The sequence below is a fragment of the Isoptericola aurantiacus genome, assembly GCF_044769875.1.
GTDB lineage: Bacteria > Actinomycetota > Actinomycetes > Actinomycetales > Cellulomonadaceae > Isoptericola > Isoptericola aurantiacus.
This window is the reverse complement of sequence record NZ_JBJBAE010000003.1, coordinates 508,460-527,599: the sequence shown is the minus strand read 5'-3', so window position 1 is coordinate 527,599 and position 19,140 is coordinate 508,460. Positions and strand designations below refer to the sequence as shown.

General features: G+C 74.5%; 16 protein-coding genes. 13 read left to right on the top strand and 3 right to left on the bottom strand.

All coding sequences use genetic code 11. The annotated features are described in order from the left end of the window. Positions 1-122: 122 nt before the first annotated feature. The 5 genes from ACIQLL_RS12300 to ACIQLL_RS12280 all read left to right on the top strand — a co-directional run bounded on the left by ACIQLL_RS12300 (position 123) and on the right by ACIQLL_RS12280 (position 7,001). Positions 123-1,628 (top strand): sugar transferase, encoded by a 1,506-nt coding sequence (locus ACIQLL_RS12300; protein WP_402467359.1) that lies wholly within the window; start codon positions 123-125, stop codon positions 1,626-1,628. Between the two features lie 81 nt (positions 1,629-1,709). Then, complete coding sequence (locus tag ACIQLL_RS12295; RefSeq protein ID WP_402467356.1) at positions 1,710-2,420, top strand: TetR/AcrR family transcriptional regulator; 711 nt, start codon at positions 1,710-1,712, stop codon at positions 2,418-2,420. Positions 2,421-2,608: 188 nt separating this feature from the next. Continuing rightward, positions 2,609-2,992: a cold-shock protein gene (locus ACIQLL_RS12290; RefSeq protein ID WP_402467353.1), complete on the top strand. Its 384-nt coding sequence runs from the start codon at positions 2,609-2,611 to the stop codon at positions 2,990-2,992. 14 nt (positions 2,993-3,006) lie between these two features. After that, on the top strand, positions 3,007-3,897 hold the full coding sequence (locus tag ACIQLL_RS12285; protein ID WP_402467350.1) for a DUF3027 domain-containing protein: 891 nt from the start codon (positions 3,007-3,009) through the stop codon (positions 3,895-3,897). Beyond that, complete coding sequence (locus ACIQLL_RS12280) at positions 3,894-7,001, top strand: sacsin N-terminal ATP-binding-like domain-containing protein (RefSeq protein ID WP_402467347.1); 3,108 nt, start codon at positions 3,894-3,896, stop codon at positions 6,999-7,001. The genes ACIQLL_RS12285 and ACIQLL_RS12280 overlap by 4 nt, the downstream gene beginning before the upstream one ends. Before the next feature lie 8 nt (positions 7,002-7,009). On the opposite strand, the gene ACIQLL_RS12275 is transcribed toward ACIQLL_RS12280, so the two are convergent. Further along, a complete protein-coding gene (locus ACIQLL_RS12275) occupies positions 7,010-7,252 on the bottom strand; it encodes a DUF2530 domain-containing protein (protein ID WP_402467344.1) in 243 nt (80 codons plus the stop codon). Positions 7,253-7,391: 139 nt separating this feature from the next. On the opposite strand from ACIQLL_RS12275, the gene ACIQLL_RS12270 reads away from it, so the two are divergent. Then, positions 7,392-8,852, top strand: coding sequence for an NCS2 family permease (locus tag ACIQLL_RS12270; protein WP_402467341.1), 1,461 nt, complete (start codon positions 7,392-7,394; stop codon positions 8,850-8,852). Between the two features lie 11 nt (positions 8,853-8,863). Here ACIQLL_RS12270 and ACIQLL_RS12265 read toward each other — a convergent pair whose 3' ends face one another. Beyond that, positions 8,864-9,481 (bottom strand): dTDP-4-dehydrorhamnose 3,5-epimerase family protein, encoded by a 618-nt coding sequence (locus ACIQLL_RS12265; RefSeq protein WP_402467338.1) that lies wholly within the window; start codon positions 9,479-9,481, stop codon positions 8,864-8,866. A gap of 45 nt (positions 9,482-9,526) precedes the next feature. Between ACIQLL_RS12265 and rfbD the strand changes: the two genes are divergently transcribed. Beyond that, positions 9,527-10,399: a dTDP-4-dehydrorhamnose reductase gene (rfbD, locus tag ACIQLL_RS12260; RefSeq protein WP_402467335.1), complete on the top strand. Its 873-nt coding sequence runs from the start codon at positions 9,527-9,529 to the stop codon at positions 10,397-10,399. A gap of 79 nt (positions 10,400-10,478) precedes the next feature. Here rfbD and rfbA read toward each other — a convergent pair whose 3' ends face one another. Beyond that, positions 10,479-11,342: a glucose-1-phosphate thymidylyltransferase RfbA gene (gene rfbA, locus ACIQLL_RS12255; protein WP_402467332.1), complete on the bottom strand. Its 864-nt coding sequence runs from the start codon at positions 11,340-11,342 to the stop codon at positions 10,479-10,481. Positions 11,343-11,429: 87 nt separating this feature from the next. Here rfbA and ACIQLL_RS12250 point away from each other — a divergent pair, with 87 nt between their 5' ends. The 6 genes from ACIQLL_RS12250 (at position 11,430) to ACIQLL_RS12225 (ending at position 19,139) form a co-directional block, all read left to right on the top strand. Then, a complete protein-coding gene (locus tag ACIQLL_RS12250) occupies positions 11,430-13,055 on the top strand; it encodes a DUF2142 domain-containing protein (protein WP_402467329.1) in 1,626 nt (541 codons plus the stop codon). An 88-nt stretch (positions 13,056-13,143) separates the two neighbouring features. After that, on the top strand, positions 13,144-14,091 hold the full coding sequence (locus ACIQLL_RS12245; RefSeq protein ID WP_402467326.1) for a glycosyltransferase family 2 protein: 948 nt from the start codon (positions 13,144-13,146) through the stop codon (positions 14,089-14,091). Beyond that, entirely contained in the window at positions 14,088-15,314 is a 1,227-nt protein-coding gene (locus ACIQLL_RS12240; RefSeq protein ID WP_402467320.1) for a glycosyltransferase, read from the top strand. Before ACIQLL_RS12245 ends, ACIQLL_RS12240 begins: the two co-directional genes overlap by 4 nt. After that, positions 15,311-17,062, top strand: a complete 1,752-nt coding sequence (locus tag ACIQLL_RS12235) for a methyltransferase domain-containing protein (protein ID WP_402467317.1) — start codon at positions 15,311-15,313, stop codon at positions 17,060-17,062. Before ACIQLL_RS12240 ends, ACIQLL_RS12235 begins: the two co-directional genes overlap by 4 nt. After that, complete coding sequence (locus ACIQLL_RS12230) at positions 17,059-17,793, top strand: class I SAM-dependent methyltransferase (protein ID WP_402467314.1); 735 nt, start codon at positions 17,059-17,061, stop codon at positions 17,791-17,793. The genes ACIQLL_RS12235 and ACIQLL_RS12230 overlap by 4 nt, the downstream gene beginning before the upstream one ends. 56 nt (positions 17,794-17,849) lie before the next feature. Next, a complete protein-coding gene (locus ACIQLL_RS12225; protein WP_402467311.1) occupies positions 17,850-19,139 on the top strand; it encodes an MFS transporter in 1,290 nt (429 codons plus the stop codon). Position 19,140: the final 1 nt, after the last annotated feature.

Below are 19,140 nucleotides of genomic sequence, written 5' to 3'. Positions count from 1 at the left end.
CCGCGGAATCATGCGGATCGCAGGCCGGGTGAAAGAGCGGGTGAAAGGCCTCGGAAACGTCCCGTCGAAACGGTTCGCCACTCCTAGCATCTGGAACGTACGGAGTGCACGAGGAGACCGACGTGTCGATTACCGAGGTACGGGACCAGACCCGCAACGCGCTGGCGAGCGTCCGCGCGCAGCGGCTGCGCGAGGTGCGCGACACCTTCCGCACGGGTCGCTGGCAGGGTGCCTACCGTCGTCGTCTCATGACCACCGACGCGCTCCTGGTCCTCCTCGCGTGCGCCGTCGCCGTCGCCGTCCGGGACGGGCAGCTGCTCTTCGCCGCGGGCAGCGGAGCGCTGCAGCTGGACCAGCTCCTCCTCGTCGGTCTGGTGACCGTCACCTGGCCGGTGTCGATCGCCCTGAGCCGCGGCTACGACGTGCGCGTGTTCGCCTCCGGACCGCAGGAGTTCCACCGGGTCTTCGAGGCCACCTGGCGGCTCTTCGCCGCGCTGGCCCTCGTCGCGTTCCTGTTCACCTGGCCCGGTCTGCGCGAGTTCCTCGTGGTGGCCTTCCCGCTCGGGCTCGTCCTGCTGCTCGTCGGGCGGTGGTCCTGGCGCCGGCACCTGGTCCAGATGCGCGCCCGGGGCGGCTGCACGACGTCGGTGCTCGCCATCGGGTTGCGGGACCAGGCCGAGCGGCTGGTCACCGAGCTGCACGCCCGCCCCTCGGGCTACCGGGTCGTCGGGGTCTGCGTGCCGACCGACGACGTCCTGCCGGGCGAGGAGATCCTCGGTGTCCCCGTGCTGGGCGACCTGCGCACGGCGGCGAGCACGGCGATCCAGACCGGTGCCGAGTGCGTCGCGGTCTCCGGGTCGGACTGCATCACGGCCGACGTCGTGCGCCAGCTCGGGTGGGAGCTCGAGCCGATCGGGGTCGACCTGATGCTGACCGCGGAGCTCGCCGACGTCGCCGGACCGCGCATCACCGTCACCCCCGAGCAGTCGGTCTCCCTGCTGCACGTCGACGCCCCCCGGTTCGCCGGGCCCAAGTACCTGGCCAAGACCCTCATCGACTGGACCCTGACGCTGCTGGTCACCGCGGTCGCGCTGCCCGTGATGGCCGTGACCGCCGCGGCGGTGGCGTTCACGAGCGCCGGGCCGGTCTTCTACACCCAGGATCGCGTGGGCCGTGACGGGCGCACGTTCCGCATGCTGAAGTTCCGCACCATGCGGGTCGGGGCGGACCGCGAGGAGACGGTCCTCGGCGGCGAGAACGACGCCGACGGCGTGCTGTTCAAGCGGCGGGACGACCCGCGCGTCACCACGGTGGGCCGGTACCTGCGGCGCTACTCCCTGGACGAGCTGCCGCAGCTGTTCAACGTGCTCGCCGGGCAGATGTCCCTGGTCGGGCCGCGTCCGCCGCTGCCGCAGGAGGTCTCGCGGTACGAGGCGCGGATGCGCCGTCGCCTCCTGGTCAAGCCCGGGATCACCGGGCTGTGGCAGGTGGGCGGGCGCTCCGACCTGCCGTGGGAGGAAGCGGTGCGGCTTGACGTCTACTACGCGGAGAACTGGACGCCGTTCGGCGACCTGCTCATCCTGGCGCGCACGGCCAAGGTCGTGCTGACCGGCCGCGGGGCGTACTGACACCGACGTTCCCGTGCGAGCGGCCGTCGCGGAGCAGCGCTCCTCGTCGCGATCGGTGCTCTGCCGTGCCACCCTGACGCCATGGCAGCACGGACCGCCCGCGAGTTCGCGCGGGCCACGATCACCCGCGACATCCTCGACGCCGCCCGCGCACGCCTGGCGGCCGACGGTCCCGCGGCCCTGTCCCTGCGGGCGGTGGCGCGCGACGTCGGGATGGTGTCCTCGGCGGTGTACCGCTACGTCCCGAGCCGCGACGCGCTGCTGACCACGCTGCTGGTCGAGTGCTACGACGAGCTGGGCGCCGCCGTCGAGGACGCGGAGGCCGCGGTGCCCCGTGGCGACCACGGCGCCCGCTGGCTGGCGGCGTGCCGCGCGGTCCGGACGTGGTGCGTGACCCACCGCGGCGAGTTCACCCTGCTGTACGGCACGCCCGTGCCGGGATACGCGGCGCCGCAGGACACCGTGGAGCCGGCGATCCGCGTGGTCCTGGCGCTGGCGCGGATCGCTGCCGAGGCGCGGGAAGCCGCCGGGGGGCAGGGTGCGCCCCGCGCGGCGGCGCTGCCCGACGTCGGTGCGCTCGTGGCCGGAGCGCGCGACGTCGTGGTGCAGCGGGGGATGCCGGACCCTCCGGCCGAGGTCGTGGCGCGGGTCCTGATGGCCTGGAGCGGGCTGTTCGGCACGATCTCCTTCGAGCTGTTCGGCCACCTGAACAACGCCGTGAGCGACCCGGCGGACTGGTTCGACGCCGTCGCCGTCCGCCTCGGGTGCGACGCCGGGGTACCCGCCCCCTGACCCCCCTGATCGTTGTGGGTATGAAATTCACCGGGCGACACCGTTGTCGGTCGGTAGATCTCATACCCACAACGGGTGGGCGGCGGCGTGAACCGATGCGACGGCGGGCCGTGCGCCCCGGTACCCTGGGTCACTGCCCCGATCATCCGATCGCGCGGCCGAACGACGACGAGCACGAAGAGGTCCAGGTGCCCACCGGCAAGGTCAAGTGGTACGACGCCGATCGCGGCTTCGGTTTCATCGCCGGAGACGACGGCGGCGAGGTGTTCCTGCACGCCTCCGCGCTGCCCGCCGACGTGGCGAGCCCCAAGCCGGGCACCCGCGTCGAGTACGGGGTGGCCGACGGACGGCGTGGACCGTCGGCGCTCTCGGTCGCGCTGCTGGACCCGAAGCCGTCGGTGGCCCGCGCGAAGCGCAAGGCGCCGTCGGAGATGGCCGGCATCGTCGAGGACCTCATCCGGGTCCTCGACCGCACGGGCGACCAGCTCAAGCGTGGCAAGTACCCGGAGGCCGACGCCGGACGGCGCGTCGCCACGATGCTGCGCGCGGTCGCCGACAACCTCGATTCCTGAGAGCGAGACTTCCCATGGCTTCCGCCTCGGCCCCTGCGAAGGCACGCCGCGTGAGCTCGCGCGCCCGCAACGACGCCGTCCTGCTCGGTGCCGTCGACCAGGCGCGTGCGGCCGCGCTGGACGTCGCAGGCACGCCCGACGACGTCGGTGAGCACCTCGGTACCCTGGCCGAGGGCGAGCGCCTCATGTCGCACCGGTTCGCCGCGACGATGAAGGGCTACCACGGCTGGCACTGGACCGTGACCCTGGCCCGCGTCCCGCGCGGACGGTCGGCCACGGTCTGCGAGGTCGAGCTGCTGCCCGGTGACGAGGCGATCCTCGCCCCGCAGTGGGTGCCCTGGTCGGAGCGGTTGCGCCCGGGTGACGTGCGCCCCGGGGACACGCTGCCGTTCCGCGCCGACGACCCGCGGCTCGAGCCGGGCTGGGAAGCCACCGGTGACGAGGAGCAGGACCTCGTCGCCATCGACGAGCTCGCCCTGGCCCGTCAGCGCGTGCTCTCGCCGCAGGGCCGCGAGGAGGCCGCGGAACGCTGGTACCGCGGCACGCGCGGCCCGACGGCGCCCGGTGCGGTGGCCTCCGCCTCCGAGTGCAGCACGTGCGGGTTCCTCGTGCCGCTGCAGGGTTCCCTCGGTCAGCTCTTCGGGGTGTGCGCCAACGAGTGGTCGCCCGACGACGGCAAGGTGGTCTCGCTGGACCACGGCTGCGGCGCCCACTCGGAGACGGACGTCGAGCGACGGCGGAGCGACTGGCCCGATCCGGCACCGCTGATCGACGAGTCGACGGTCGAGCAGGTCGACCTGTCCTCGCCCCGGCCGGCGCAGGATCACGGGGCGCGGACGCCCGGTCCGGACGACGCCGGGACGGACCAGGGAACCGACGAGCCGGAAGGTGATGGGACCGCGTGACGGACGACGTCTTCGGGACCGCCGCGCTGCGGCACGCGGTCACGGAGGCGTGGCTCGGGTCCGCCACCCGCTTCCGTGAGGACGCGAACTCCGAGGAGGACCACGCGCGCGGGCACTACCGCGACCGCGTGGTGGTGGAGCTGCTGCAGAACGCGTCCGACGCCGCTACCCGTGCCGCCGTGGCCGGCCGGGTCCAGATCACGCTCGACGTCGGGCGCGCGCTGCTGCGCGTGGCGAACACCGGCGCCGCGCTGGACGCCGACGGCGTCGCCTCGCTCGCGGCGCTGCGCGCGTCGGCCAAGGGTGACGACGGCGAGGTCGGCCGGTTCGGCGTCGGCTTCGCCGCGGTCCGCGCGGTGTCCGACGACGTCACGGTGGCCTCGCGCAGCGGTGGCGTCCGGTTCGGGCTGGACGCCACCCGCGCGCTGCTGGACGAGCTGACCGCCCGGCCGGGGGCGCAGCGGCTGGCGGGTGACGTCGTCGCGCGCGGCGACGACCTGCCGGTCCTGCGGCTGCCGTTCCCCGCGCCGGCGCTCGACGACGACGACGGGTACGACACGATCGTGGAGGTGCGGCTGCGCGACGAGTCCGCCGTCACGGCGGTGCTCGCCCAGCTCGCCGAGGTCGACGAGGTGCTGCTGCTGGCGTTCCCCGCCCTGACCGACCTCTCCCTGAGCGTGGTGGGCGGTTCCGGGGCCGAGGACCGGCACGTCCGCCTGGTGCCCGGCCGCCGGCCCACGCCGCGACGGACGGCGGACGGCCGGTTCGCCGCGGAGGAGCTGGCCGGGCTGCCTCGCGAGCACCGGCGTGCCCGGTGGTCGCTGACATGGGCGCTCGCGCCCGACGACGCCGCCCGCGACGGCGCGGCGGACGCGCGCCGCCGGGTGCTGCACGCGCCCACGCCCACGGACGTGCGGATCGACCTGCCGGCGGTCCTGCTGGCGACGTTCCCGGTCGACGCCGGCCGCCGCACCGTGCTGCCGGGCCCCGCCACCGACCGGCTCGCCGCCGAGGCGGGCCGCGCGTACGCGGCGCTGGTGGGGCAGGTCGCGGCCGAGGGGGGACCCGCCCTGGAGCTCGTGCCGACCGGGCTGCCCGGTTCCGAGCTGGACGCCGCGATCCGTGCCGCCGCCGTCGAGGCGCTGCGCACCACCCCGCTGCTGCCCGCTCCGGACCGTCCGGGGCTCGACGCGGACGTCACCGACGAGCCCGCGCCCACCGACGAGCCCGGCACCCCGGGCGCGGCCTCCGACCGCCCGGCGCACCTCGTGCCAGCCGCCGAGGCCCTGGTGGTCTCCGGCGAGGCCGGCGCGGACCCGGACCTCGTGGCCGCGCTCGCGGGGATCCTGCCCGGCGTCGTGGCCGTCCCGGCACGGCACCAGGCCACCGCACGGTCTCTCGGCGCCACCGTGGTGCCGCTCGCGGACCTCGTCGACGACCTGCCGGGCGGCCTGGCGACCGAGGGCTGGCGCGCCGTCCTGGGCGCCCTGGCCCCGCACGCCGACGAGCCCGGGGTCCTGGAGGCCCTGTCGGGCGCCCGCGTCCCGCTCGCCGACGGCCGCGTGGCCGGCGTGCGTGGCGCCGTCGTCCTGCCCGAGGGATCCGTGGATGACGGCGACGAGGCCTCCCTGGCCGCCACCGCCCGGGTCCTCGGCCTCCGGGTGGTGCACCCGGACGTGGCCCACCCCCTGCTGGTGCGTGCCGGAGCCGTGGTCACCGACGCCCAGCGCATGCTGCACGACCCGGAGGTGCGCCGCGCCGCGCTGGCGGCCGCGGACGCCGTGCTCGACGGCGACGGGGACGACGGCGCCACCGAGATCGTGGCCTCCGCGCTGGCCCTGGTGCGCCTCACGGGCGGCATCGACGCGCCGTTCTGGACGGGCGAGCTCCCGGTGCCCACGGCGGACGGGGAGATGTCGGCGCTGCGCGAGGCGACGCTGCCGGGCACCTGGGCCGCCGAGGTGCTCGACGGGCTGTCCCCGGTCGACGTCGAGTACGTGGCCCGGTACGGCGCGCCCGTGCTCGCGTCCGCCGGCGCCCGCACCGACCCCGACGTGTACACGGTGGGCGACGTCGTCACCCCGGAGACCGACGAGCCGGACGACGACGGCGGCCCGGACGACCCGGCCGCGTGGCTGGCAGGGTGGTCGGACTACCTGCGCCTCCTCACCAGCCGGTTCGGTGCCGGCGTCGCGATCGGCGAGCTGGTCGCGGTGGCGGACCTCGACGCCGTCGCCGAGTCCGCCTGGCCCGACGTCCTGGCCCAGCTCGCCGTCGACCCGGTCACCCGCCGGGCCCTGCTGACGCCGGTGCGCCGCGGCCGCAGCAGCGCGCCGTCGTACACCGCCTGGTGGTTGCGCGAGCGGCTCGGCGCACCCTTCGCCCTGCACGACGGCGTCCCGCTGCTGCCGCCCGCGCCGCGCCAGGTGGCCGGGCTCGACCTGGCGACCCGGCGCGCCCTCGGCGGGGCGGAGTCGCTCGGCGACCTTGACGCCACGGACTGGCCGGCCGCGCTGGACCGGCTGCCCGCGCCCGGATCGGCCCTGCCGCTGCGGGACGCTCTCGTGGTGTGGCGCGGCCTGGCGAACCTCGCGACCCGTCTCGACCCCGCCGACCGGGGCGCCGCGCTGGACCCGCTGCCCGACCGGCTGCCCGCGCTCGACGCGAGCGCCGTCGTCGTGCAGCGTGCCGACGACGTCGAGGTGACGGGCACGGCGCGCTGGGCCGCGCTCGGTGCGGTGATCCCGGTACCCGCCCCGGAGGCGGAGGCGCTCGCAGACCTGCTCGACCTGCCGCTGGCCGGCCAGGACGGGCTGCCCGCCCCCGACCTGCTGGGTGACGAGCAGGAGCTCGAGCCCCGGGTCGCCGAGCTCGACCACCGGCTGCCGCAGGTCTGGTACCGGCACGAACGGCTGTCGGTGGCAGGGCGGCCCGTGCCGTGGTGGGTGGACGCCACGGGACGGGTCCACGCCACGTCGCGGGCCGGTCTCGCCGCGGGGCTGGCGGACCTGCTCGGACGTCCGGACCGGGTGGCGCTGCTGGGCGCGGTGCTCGACGAGCCGGAGCGTGCCGTCCCGCTGTGGGCCACGACGGCGTGGGGCTGAGCGACTGATCAGTCGTCGCGGTGGCGGCGGGCCCAGACCAGGCCGAGCAGACCGAGCAGGATGCCGGCACCGCACGTGGCGACGAACTCGACCGAACCACCGGCGAACGCCAGGAGGGCGCCGGCGACGACGAGGGCCACCGCCCAGGCGGCGATCCCGACGAGCATGACGCGGCGCAGGTCGGCACGCGGTGGGTCGGGAGCCTGCCGGCGCTGCTCGGGGTGCAGCAGCAGGGTCAGGACGGAGGGCACGTCCCGATCGTACGTGTCCGCACGGCCCGGGACCGACGGTGCGGCGTGGTGACCGTCACGGGCGGCCGGAACGGGCCAACCGGCCGAATCGCCCGAACGTCTCCGCAGGACCTTCACGCCTCTGGCACGATAGGTGCCCATGGCCACCGAGACCTCCGCGCCCCCGACGGGGCCCCGCGGCATCGACCGCTTCTTCAGGATCACCGAACGAGGATCGACCGTCGGGACCGAGATCCGCGGGGGTCTCGTGACGTTCTTCGCGATGAGCTACATCATCGTCCTCAACCCGCTCATCATCGGCACGGTCCCGGACGGCACGGGGCAGTTCCTCGGTGGTGGGACGGAGGCCACCCCCGACTCGATCGCCATGGTGGCGGCAGCGACCGCGCTGGTGGCCGGCGTCGTCACGATCCTCATGGGCGTCGTGGCGAACTTCCCCATCGCGCTCGCCGCCGGTCTCGGGCTCAACGCCGTGGTCGCCTACTCGATCGCCGGCCTGCCCGACGTGACCTGGGCCGACGCGATGGGCCTGGTGGTCATCGAGGGCGCCATCATCCTCGTGCTCGTCCTCACCGGGTTCCGCGAGGCGGTGTTCAACGCCGTGCCGCTGGAGCTCAAGACCGCCATCAGCGTGGGCATCGGCCTGTTCATCGCGCTCATCGGGTTCGTCAACGCCGGGTTCGTGGTCCCCGGCGAGGGGACGCCGCTGGCGCTCGGCTACCTCGGCACGTGGCCGATCCTCGTGTTCGTGGTCGGCCTGCTCCTGGTGATCGCGCTGTTCGTGCGCAAGGTGCGCGGGGCGATGTTCATCGCGATCGCCGTCGCCACGGTGCTCGCGATCGTCCTGGAGAACACCCTGCACATCGGGACCAAGGCGGCGGGCAACGAGCACGGCTTCAAACTCAACGCGCCGACGTGGGACGGCGTCGCCACCATCCCGGACTTCGGGCTCCTCGGGGAGTTCTCGCTGCTCGGTTCGTTCCGGTCGATCTCCGCCGTGACCGTCATCCTGCTGGTGTTCTCCCTGCTCATCGCCGACTTCTTCGACACGATGGGCACGATGGTGGCCGTGGGCTCCGAGGCCGGGCTCCTGGACCCCGACGGCAACCCGCCCAGGACCCGCCAGATCCTCGTGGTCGACTCCCTGGCCGCGGTGCTCGGCGGCATGGGGTCGGTGTCCTCGAACACCGCGTACGTGGAGTCCACCTCGGGCGTGGGCGACGGGGCCCGGACCGGGCTCGCGTCCGTCGTTACCGGTGTCGCGTTCCTCCTGGCGACGTTCCTGTCACCGCTCGTGGCGCTCGTGCCCTACGAGGCGGCGGCTCCCGCGCTCGTGTTCGTCGGCTACCTCATGATGATGCAGGTCGCGTCGATCTCCTGGCGCAACGTGGAGATCGCGATCCCCGCGTTCCTGACGATCGTGCTCATGCCGTTCACCTACTCGATCGCCGACGGCATCGGCGCCGGCTTCATCGCGTTCGTCGTCATCAAGGTGGCGCTCGGCAAGGTCAAGCAGGTGCACTGGCTGATGTGGGTCACGGCCCTGATGTTCCTCGTGTACTTCCTCCTCGCGCCGCTCGAGGCCGCGTTCGGGATCTGATCGGCGCAGCGTCAGGCGCGGAGCGACGCCACGTACTCCTCGACGGTCTCCAGCGTCGGCAGCAGGCCCTGCTCCTTCGCCTCGGCCAGGGTCGGGGCGGCGGTGTCCTTCGCGGACAGCTGTGGCGTGACCGGGGCACCGTCACGTGCCGACGTCGGCCACTCGATGCCGATCGCCGGGTCCAGCGGGTGGACGCCGTGCTCGGCCGTCGGGTTGTAGCCCGTCGAGCAGAGGTACATGACGGTCGAGTCGTCCTCGAGCGACATGAAGGCATGACCGAGGCCCTCACCGAGGTAGATCGCGCGGCGGTCCACGTCGTCGAGCAGCACCGAGTCCCAGCGGCCGAACGTCGGCGACCCGACCCGGATGTCGACGACGACGTCCAGGACCGCGCCCCGCGGGCAGGTCACGTACTTGGCCTGCCCGGGCGGGACGTCCGCGAAGTGGACCCCGCGCAGCACGCCCGCCGCGGACACCGAGAGGTTCGCCTGCTGCAGGTCCAGGTCGTGGCCCAGGTGCTCCGAGAAGGTCGAGGCCTTGAACCACTCGAGGAACACACCCCGAGGATCTCCGAACTGCTTCGGGGTGATCTCGTAGGCGCCGGGGACGGCCAGCTCGCGGAACTGCACGGGAAACTCCTCCAGATCGGTGGTCGCGGGCCTTAGGATCCTACGGTGACGGCAACGACTCCACAGACCAAGGACCCGCGTTGGCTCGTCCTGGGCGCGGGCGGCATGCTCGGCCAGGACCTCCTCGGCGTTCTCACCACCGCGGGGCGGGACGCGACGGGACTCGGCCGGGCCGATGTCGACGTGACCGATGCGCAGGCCGTCCGTGCCGCCGTCGTCGGCCACGACGTCGTCGTCAACGCCGCCGCCTGGACCGCCGTGGACGACGCGGAGAAGCACGAGGCCGAGGCCTTCGACGTCAACGCCACCGCCGCGGCCCACGTCGCCCGGGCGGCGGACGCTGCGGGGGCCCGCCTGGTGCACGTCTCCACCGACTACGTGTTCGACGGCGCGGCGGACGCACCGTACGCCGAGGGGGCGCCGATGGCGCCGCGATCCGCCTACGGCCGGACCAAGGCGGCAGGGGAGTGGGCGGTGCGCGCCGAGGCTCCGGACCACCTGATCGTGCGCACCGCCTGGCTGTACGGCGCCCACGGTGGCTGCTTCCCGAAGACCATGGCGCGGCTGGGTGCCGAGAAGGACCGGCTCGCCGTCGTCGACGACCAGGTCGGGCAGCCCACGTGGACGCGCGACCTCGCCGAGCTGATCGTGCGCCTGGTCGACGCCGAGGTGCCCGCCGGGACGTATCACGGGACGTCGTCGGGCCGGACGTCGTGGTTCGGGTTCACCCGGCGGATCCTGGCGTCGGCGGGCCTCGAGACTCCGGTGGAGCCGACCACGAGCGACGCGTTCGTCCGCCCTGCGCCGAGGCCCGCCTTCTCGGTGCTGGGCCACGACGCGCTGCGAGCGGCTGGTGTGGAGCCGATCGGTGACTGGGCCGAACGGTGGGAGGCTGCCGCGCCCTCCGTGCTCGCGTAGCTCACACGCTGCGGGTGCACGACACGCGGTAGGCCCGACCGCTCGATCGGCGTGTCGTGCACCCGCAGCGCGGGGTGGGCTACTCGTCCAGCAGGCCCAGCAGGTAGCTGCCGTAGCCGGACTTGACCAGCCTCTCGGCGCGCACGCGCAGCTCGTCGTCGGACAGGAAGCCGCGCCGCCAGGCGACCTCCTCCGGCGCGCCGATCTTCAGCCCCTGGCGTTGCTCGATCGTGCGCACGAAGTCGCTCGCCTCGAGCAGGGAGTCGAACGTGCCGGTGTCCAGCCAGGCCGTGCCGCGGGGGAGCACCTCGACCTGCAGCGAGCCACGGCGCAGGTACTCGGCGTTGACGTCGGTGATCTCGTACTCGCCCCGCGCCGAGGGCTCGATGTTCTTGGCGATCTCGACCACGTCGTTGTCGTAGAAGTACAGACCCGGTACCGCGTAGTTCGACTTGGGCTGTGCCGGCTTCTCCTCGAGGGAGATCGCGCGACCGGCGTCGTCGAACTCGACCACGCCGTACGCCGACGGCTCCGCGACCCGGTAGGCGAAGACGGCGCCGCCGTCAATGTGCTGGAAGCGTGCCAGCTGGTCGCCGAGGCCCTGGCCGTAGAAGATGTTGTCGCCCAGCACGAGGGCGGCGGAGTCGGAACCGATGAAGTCCTCGCCCAGCACGAACGCCTGCGCGAGCCCGTTCGGCTGCTCCTGCACCGTGTACTCGATCGACACCCCGAACTGGGAGCCGTCTCCGAGGAGCCGACGGAACTGCTCGGCGTCGTGCGGGGTGGTGATCACCAGGATGTCCCGGATACCCGCCAGCATCAGCGTCGAGAGCGGGTAGTAGATCATCGGCTTGTCGTACACCGGCACGAGCTGCTTGCTCACGCCCAGGGTGATCGGGTGGAGTCGGGTGCCGGAGCCGCCGGCCAGGATGATGCCACGCATAGGCGGGATGATCTCACGGAGCGGGGGTCCGATGACGCCGACGGCCGTCGCGCGCCGCGGCGCCACGCCACCTGCCACAATGGCCGGGTGACGCGTGACACGCCGCCGTGCGAGCGTGCCTATCGCCGCACCCTCGCCCTCCTGACGCTCGCGGTGGCGTCGTGGACGGTGGCCTGGGCCGTGCTGACGCCGGGGTTCCGCTCGCCCGACGAGCAGAACCATCTCAACAGCGTCGTGCGGGTCGCCTACGGCGGGGGCTGGCCGGCGCCGGGTGACGCCCACTTCGCCCCCGTGACCGACCAGGCGGTGGCCGAGGCCGCCTACCCGGCCGACCTGCCCGGGCGCTGGGTGTTCCGGCCCGACCGCAACCAGTTCGTCGACCTCACCCCTGTCCCCGCCGACGAACGCGTCCGGATCACCGCCCAGAACGCCCTGCCCGCGCCGGGCACCAGCGCCACCGTGGACCAGATGACCCAGCATCCGCCGGCGTACTACGCGCTGGGCGCCGCGGTCCTGCACGTCACCGGCACCGCCGACGCGCGCTGGGACGTCGCCCTGCTGGTGCTGCGGCTCCTCGACGCCGTCCTGTTCGCCGCGACGGTCCCGCTGGCGGCGGCCACCACCCGGCGGCTGACCGGGTCGCGCTCGGCCGCGCTCGTCGCCGCGCCGGTCCCGATGCTGATCCCGCAGGTCGGCCACATCATGGGAGCCGCCAACAACGACGCCCTCGTGGTCCTCACCGGCGCGGGCGTCACCTACCTCGCCGCCCGGGTCGTCACGGGCGACCTGCGCTGGCGGGTCGTGGTCGGCATCGGTCTCGCGCTCGGCGTCGGGCTGCTGACCAAGGTGATGCTCGCGTTCGCGATCCCCGTGGTGGTGGCCGCCTACCTGCTCGCGCCCGGTCCGCGCGGTCGCCCCCGCGCCGGCCCGACGGCGGTCTCCCGCGCCTGGCGCGGTCTCGTCGCACTGGTCGTGGCCTTCGTCGTCGGCGGCTGGTGGTGGGCCCGCAACTGGATCGTCGACGGCGCGGTGCAGCCGGTCGGGCTGCCGCGCGACTACTCGGGGATGACGCCCGTGCCCGCCGGCGAGGTCCTCTCCGACGCCGTCGGCCGCACCGCTCAGGCGTTCTTCGGGAACCTGTCCTGGCTGGAGGTCCGCCTGCCGGGTCACCTGGTGGTGCTCGGCTCGGTCCTGCTCGTCACGGCCGGACTGATCGCCGTCGTCGTGCCCGGTGCCCGGCGAGGCGCCGTGACGATCGCGCTGCTGCCCGCCGGACTGTTCGGCGGCGTCATCGTCAACGCCGTGAAGAGCTGGACGGACTCCGGTGTGCTCGTCGCCCTGCAGGGGCGGTACGTGTTCGGCGGTCTGACGGCGCTCGCGGCGCTCGTGGCGATCGCCGTCTGGCAGGTCTGCCGACGCCGGGAACGCCGGGTGGCCCTCGCCGTGCCGGTCACCGCGACGCTCGCCGTGACGGTGGCGGTCGCGGGCCTGGTCTGGGCCTTCGTCGCGATGTACCGGGGCCCGGGGGATTCGGCGGCCGACGCCTGGGAACGGTGGGCGGCGTGGAGCCCCCTGACCGCACCGGTGATCGCGAGCGTGCTGGTCGTCGTGGCACTGGGGCTGGCCGCCGCCGTCGTCGTCGCCTGGCGGTGGCGGGCCCGGACGCCGGGTCGCACCGTCGCGGCCGGGAGCGTCGCCGCGGGCCGCGGGTGAGCCCGCCGACGTCGCCCGTGGCTAGACTCGCGCACGTCAGCGCCACCGCGCTGCTCAGCGCCGCCGTCGTCCCCACCGAAGGGCCTCGATGAAGCTCGTCGTCCAGATCCCGTGCCTCGACGAGGCCGCGACCCTCCCGCTCGTCCTGGCGACACTGCCGCGCGAGGTCCCGGGGTTCGACGAGGTCGAGTGGCTCGTCGTCGACGACGGCTCCACGGACGGCACCGCCGAGGTGGCCCGCAACCTCGGCGTCGACCACGTGCTGCGCCACACCCGCACCATGGGCCTGGCCCGCTCGTTCCGCGACGGTGTCGACTTCGCCCTCGCCCACGGTGCGGACGTCGTGGTCAACACCGACGGTGACAACCAGTACCCGTCCGAGCTGGTCGGCGATCTCACGGCACCGATCGTCGCCGGTGCGGCCGACATCGTGGTCGGTGACCGGCAGACCGCCACGATCGAGCACTTCTCGCCCTTCAAGAAGCGGATGCAGCGCCTCGGCAGCCGGGTCGTGTCCGCCGCCGCACACACCGCTCTGCCCGACGCCGCGAGCGGGTTCCGCGCCTACTCCCGGCTCGCGCTGCTCCGGCTGAACGTCGTCACCCAGTTCAGCTACACGATGGAGACGATCATCCAGGCGGGGAACAAGCACCTGCGGATCGTCTCGGTGCCGGTGACCACCAACCCGAAGACCCGCGAGTCGCGGCTGTTCCGCAACATCTGGCAGCACATGGGCCGTTCGGGGCGGGCCATCGTGCGCAGCTGGATCATGTTCCGGCCGCACCTGGTCTTCCTCACGCTGGCGGCGGTGTTCTTCCTGGCCGCGGCCGTGCCCGCGGCCAGGTTCCTCGTGTTCTTCGCCCAGGGCGAGGGTGGCGGCCACGTGCAGTCCCTGGTGTTCGCCGCCGCGATGCTGGTGGGGTCGCTGCTCTGCCTGGCGCTGCTGGTCATCGCGGACCTGCTGCGGACCAACCGCACGCTGCTGGAGGACGCGCTCGAACGGCTCAAGCGGGTCGAGTACGGGCGGGACGGGTGATCGTCGCGTTCGGCACCTACGACGCCGCCCGGCACCCGCGCGTCGGCGTCCTCGTGGCCGGGCTGCAGGCCCACGGGTACGAGGTGGCCGAGCTGAACCGCCCCCTCGGGTTCTCGACGGCCGCGCGCGTCCGGATGCTCCGCCAGCCGTGGCGGTTGCCGCTGCTCCTGCTGCGTCTGCTGGCCTGCTGGGCGCTGCTGGTGCGCGACGCCGCCGCCCACCGCCGCGTCCACGGCGCCCCCGACGCGGTGCTGGTCGGCTACCTGGGCCACTTCGACGTGGTCCTGGCCCGGCTGCTGCACCCGCGCACCCCGGTGGTCCTGGACCATCTCGTCTTCGCCGCCGACACCGCCGTCGACCGCGGTGCGACCGGCCTGCGCGTCCGCCTGCTGCAGGGTCTGGACCGGCTCGCGCTGGCGTGTGCCGACGTCGTCGTCCTCGACACCGACGAGCACCGGGCGCTGCTCCCGACCCCCCGCGTCCGTCGAGCGTTCCTCGATCTCCCTCACCGGCGGCCTGTCGGGGAGAATCCGGCACGCTCGAGGCGTCGCGGGGTGGTGGTCGTGCCCGTCGGGGCGCCGGACGCATGGTTCGCCGACGCGGCGTCCCGTGCCGCACGGGGGCGGGGCATACCGGGGCCCGACGGCGGCACCCCGGCCGTCGCCGGGCCGTTGCGCGTCGTGTTCTTCGGCCTCTTCACCCCGTTGCAGGGAGCCGTGACCGTGGCCGAGGCCCTCGCCGACGCCCTGCCCCGGGCCGCCGCAGCGGGCCGGCCGATCGAGGCGACGTTGATCGGCACCGGCCAGGACCACGCCGCCGCGCGGTCCGCGCTGGAGGGCGTCGACGGCGTCACCTGGCTCGGCTGGACCGCACCGGCGGACCTGCCCGAGCTGGTCGCCGCCCACGACGTCTGCCTCGGCATCGTCGGCGGCACCCCCAAGGGGCGGCGCGTGGTGCCCAACAAGGTCTTCCAGGGGCTGGCCGCCGGATGCGTGGTGGTCACCTCCGACACACCGCCCCAGCGTCGGCTGCTCGGGGACCACCTGGAGCTGGTGCCGCCGGCCGACCGCCGGGCGCTCGCCGACCGGCTCGTCGACCTGACCGATCCCGTCCGGCTCGCCGCCGCCCGGGCCCGAGCGCACGGCGCGCGTGACGCGATCCGGCCGGCCGCCGTCGTCGGCCCCCTGGTCGCGGCCCTGGACCGCCGCGGGATCCGGCCGTGACCGGGCGGCCGGGACCCGGCGCCACGGGGGCCCCGCGCGCCACGGGGGCCCCCTCGCGAGCACGGCACGGCGCCACCGCGCGCCTGCTCGCCGTCCTGCGCTCGCCGTGGGTGCGCTGGGGTTTCCTCGTGCTGGCCGTGGCGCTGGCCGTCTACGCCGTCGTCGCCGTGCGCGAGGACCTGCTCGTGGCTGCCGCCGCGCTGTCCGGCGCGCGGCTGGTGGGGGCGTTCGCCCTGTCGGTGCTGTTCGTCGGCGGCACGCTGCTCGCGTGGCGGGCCGTGCTGGCCGACCTCGGCTCCCCGCTCGGTGCCCGCGCCGCCGTGGCCGTGTTCGGCATCAGCCAGCTCGGCAAGTACGTCCCCGGCGGGGTGTGGAACATCGTCGCGGCCGCCGAGGTCGGGGCCGACCACGGGGTCCCGCGCCGCCGCACCGTGACGGCCACCGCCGTCGCCACCGCTGTGGGCGTGGTCTCCGGTGCGGTCACCGGCGTGGTCGCGCTGCCGTTCGTCGCCGCCGACGCGCTCGGGCCGTGGTCCTGGACCCTGTGGTTGCTGCCCGCCGTCGCGGTGCTGCTGCTGCCTCCCGTGCTGAACCGGTTGCTGGCCGTCGCCTTCCGGCTGGCCCGCCGCGCGCCCCTGGAGCGCCCGCTGTCCTGGCGCGGGCTCGGCACGGCCGCCGCCTGGTCGGTGATCGGCTGGGTGTGCGTGGGCACGCAGGTCTGGTTGCTCGCGACCGGGCTCGGGATGGCGACGGGCATCGACACCCTCGCGCTGGCCGTGGGCGGGTACGCGCTGGCGTGGACGGTCGGCTTCCTCCTGGTGATGTTCCCGGCCGGTGCCGGGGCGCGCGAGCTGGTGCTCCTGGCCGTCCTGACCGGCGCGCTGCCGCACGCCGAGCTGCTGCTCGTCGTGCTCGTCAGCCGCGTCCTGGTGACCCTCGCCGACCTCGGGTTCGCCGCGGCCGGTGCGTTGGCCCGCCAGGCGATGCTGGCCCGCTACGCCCCGCTGCCGCCGCGGGCCTGGTTGCGCTGGGACGCCGTGCGGCGCGCGCTGCCGCGGCGGCGCTCCCGCGTCCTGGAGATCGGCTGCGGCCAGGGGGCGTTCGGCACCCGGATCGCCGCCCGGCACGACTACACCGCCGTGGAGCTCGACGGCGTCTCGTGGCGCACGGCAGCGGCCCGCGTCGCCGCCGTGGCCCCCGACGCCCGGGTCCTGCACGGCGACCTGTCCGCGCTGGGGCCCGGCGAGCGGTTCGACGTCGTGTGCGCGTTCGAGGTGATCGAGCACGTCGCCGCCGACGCCGCAGCGCTGCACGAGTGGGCCGCCCGGGTCCGGCCCGGCGGCATGCTGCTGCTGTCCACCCCGGCCGGGCCGGACCGGTTCGGCGCCTGGGACACCCTGGCCGGCCACTACCGGCGGTACGATCCCGACGCGCTCGCGGCCCTGCTCACCGACGCCGGGCTGGTCGACGTGCACGTCCGGCTCTACGACGCGCCGCTCGGCTACCTCCTGGAGGCGGTGCGCAACCGGGTGGCCCGCCGTCGGGCCCGGAGCCGCGACGAGGCCGGCAGCCCGGCCGAGCAGACGGCCGGGTCGGGGCGCACCCTGCAACCGTCCTCGCCGGTGACCGGGGCCGCCGTCGCCGTCGCCGTCTGGCCGTTCCGCCTGCTGCAGCGGGCCCTGCCTCGCCGGGGTACCGGCATCGTCGCCCGGGGCCGCCGCGCCCGTACCGAAGGAGTCCGTCGATGACCGCACTGCCGCCGCTGACGTTGTTCGGTTCGCTGCGCTGGGACGTCGTGCGCCGCCACCTGCCGCCGGGCGGGCGCGTGCTGGAGGTCGGCTGCGGCCAGGGCGCCGTGGGGGTGCGGCTCGCCGCGGCAGGTCACGACTACACGGGCGTCGAGCTGGACGGCGCCAGTGCCGCCGTCGCCGGCGAGCGGCTGGCCGCGGCCGGGCTGCCCGGCCGGGTCCTGCACGGGTCGGTCGAGGAGCTGGGCGACGACGGCGCGTTCGACGTCGTGTGCGCGTTCGAGGTCCTGGAGCACATCGACGACGACGCCGCGGCGCTCGCGCAGTGGCTGCCGCTGCTGCGCCCGGGCGGGCTGGTGCTCGTCTCGACCCCCGCGTGGCAGCAACGGTTCGGCCCGATGGACGCCGCCGTCGGCCACCACCGCCGGTACGACCCGCCGCAGATGCGGGCGTTGCTGGCCGGCGCCGGGCTGACCGACGTCGGCGGGCGCCTGTACGGCGCGCCGCTCGGCTACGCGCTGGAGGCGGTGCGCAACCGGCTCGCGGAGCGTCGTCTGGCGGACGACGGGACGACGACGGCGGAACGCACCGCGCGCTCGGGGCGCCTGTTCCAGCCGTCCTCCGCGGTCTCCGGCGCCGCGGTCGCGGCCGCCACCTGGCCCTTCCGGCTCACCCAGCGCGCGTTCCCGGCCTCGGGCCCGGCGCTGGTCGCGTGGGGACGGCGGCCCTGAGCCCGCCGTGAGCGGCCGGGAATAGACGGTCGCGTCGAAACGTTCCGAGACCACTGATGAGTGCCACCTTCTCCTCCCTGCGCTACCCGAACTACCGGCTGTGGTTCGGCGCCGCACTCGTCGCCAACGTCGGCACGTGGATGCAGCGGATCGCGCAGGACTGGCTGGTGCTCACCGTCCTGACCCACGACTCGGGCGTCGCCGTCGGCATCACCACGGCGCTGCAGTTCGTGCCCTTCCTGCTGATCGGGCCGTGGACCGGACTCCTCGCCGACCGACTGCCCCGCCGGCGCCTCCTCATGGCCACGCAGGGCGCGATGGGGCTGCTCGCCCTGGGGCTGGGCGCGCTGGTGCTCTCCGGGAACGCCGAGCTGTGGCACGTCTACGCGTTCGCCCTCGGGCTCGGGTTCGCCACGGCGTTCGACAACCCGGTGCGCCAGACCTTCGTCGCCGAGCTCGTCCCGCCGCAGCGCCTGGCCAACGCCGTCGGCCTGAACAGCGCGTCGTTCAACGCCGCACGCCTCGTCGGACCAGGTGTAGCCGGGCTGCTCATCGCCGCCGTCGGGCCGGGGTGGGTGTTCGTCGTCAACGGGGTCACCTTCGCGGCCACGATCGCCGCCGTCGCGGTCATGAGGCCGGCCGCGATGTGGACCAAGGAACGCGCACCCCGCGCCAAGGGACAGATCCGCGAGGGGCTGCGCTACGTGCGGGGCCGGTCGGACATCGTGGTGATCATGGTCGTGATGGCGGTCGTGTCGACCTTCGGCCTGAACTTCCAGCTCACCAGCGCGATGATGGCGCGGGTCGAGTTCGGGCGGGGCGCGCAGGAGTTCGGCCTGCTCGGCTCCGTCCTGGCGATCGGGTCGCTGGCCGGGGCGCTGCTGGCCGCCCGTCGCGAGCGCCCGCGGGTCCGGCTGGTGATCGGGGCCGCGTTCGGGTTCGCCGTGGCCACGGCCGTCAACGCCCTGATGCCCTCCTACCTCGGCTACGTCCTGACCTGCATCCCCGTCGGCCTGGCGGCCCTGACCATGATGACGGCCGCGAACTCCACCATCCAGACCTCCGTCGACCCCGTGATGCGCGGGCGTGTCATGGCGCTCTACATGATGGTCTTCCTCGGCTCGACGCCGATCGGGTCGCCCGTGGTGGGCTGGATCGGGGAGGCGTTCGGTCCGCGCCAGGCGATCCTCGTCGGATCGGTGACGACGTTCGCCGTGGCGTCGGCCGCGACCCTCTGGGCGGTGCGGAGCTGGCGGCTGCGGGTGCGGTACCGGCTGACACGCCGCCCGCACCTGGAGGTCGTCTACCTCGACGCGCCGCGTCCCGAGGTCGCGACCGCCGCCTGAC